Below are 641 nucleotides of genomic sequence, written 5' to 3'. Positions count from 1 at the left end.
AATTCTCTAACTGTAGGGGTGATTACAGTTTATTCGATTTCTTGCTGTAGGGGTATAGCAGAACCACCGCCGCCTGACGTGGTTAAATATAGTTCAGGCAACTATTTATTGGTCATCGCACCAACCGCAAAGAAGCCCACCACATAGTTAAGGGGTAAGAGAATGGAAACAACACAAAGTGTTCTTTTAGCAGCATGTGAAGCAGCAGAAAAAGTAGATGAGATTATCAAGTCACGTGGATTGGTTGGACATGAGTCGGCTGTACTTGAGGCATTAAAGGCGGCGTACGAAAACAGCCGCCAGACAGGAATGGTTATTAACGAACCCCAATCTTCTTAGCTATCTGTTCAACAAGATGCACTTCTTGCGCGTTCATTGCTGATATGGCGCACCCACATGAGGCACATTGAACAAAATAAATTATATGCCCACTACCTTTAACCTTCGTATTAGTTCCAAGCTCAAAAGACGTTGAATCGCATTTCGGACATTTTGTTGTTAGCGCCATCTTTAATTCCCTGCATTGACTGTGGAATAACCAACATATCAATTTTTCTTGACTGTGGAAAGCAGGGAAACCACGGCTGGGCGTGGATAAATATCCCAGCACAAATTACATAAGGTCGCATAACGCGGCCTTT

Annotated in this window: 2 protein-coding genes; one reads left to right on the top strand and one right to left on the bottom strand. The window is 43.4% G+C overall.

Annotated elements, in window-relative coordinates; genetic code table 11:
• Window positions 1-162 precede the first annotated feature (162 nt).
• Complete coding sequence (locus tag DBA33_RS20785; RefSeq protein ID WP_162975267.1) at window positions 163-339, top strand: hypothetical protein; 177 nt, start codon at window positions 163-165, stop codon at window positions 337-339.
• A 122-nt stretch (window positions 340-461) separates the two neighbouring features.
• Here DBA33_RS20785 and DBA33_RS20840 read toward each other — a convergent pair.
• Window positions 462-641: hypothetical protein (locus DBA33_RS20840; RefSeq protein WP_205582797.1), on the bottom strand; the 180-nt coding region annotated here is incomplete at its 5' end.

This window comes from Yersinia sp. IP36721 (assembly GCF_003634395.1).
GTDB classification, from domain to species: Bacteria; Pseudomonadota; Gammaproteobacteria; order Enterobacterales; family Enterobacteriaceae; genus Yersinia; species Yersinia entomophaga.
The sequence above is the reverse complement of the archived record's forward strand: the minus strand, read 5'-3'. Positions and strand labels throughout refer to the sequence as shown.

Coding starts and splice junctions, on each gene's coding strand:
- DBA33_RS20785 (WP_162975267.1), top strand. CDS start 163: ATGGAAACAACACAAAGTGTTCTTTTAGCAGCATGTGAAGCAGCAGAA.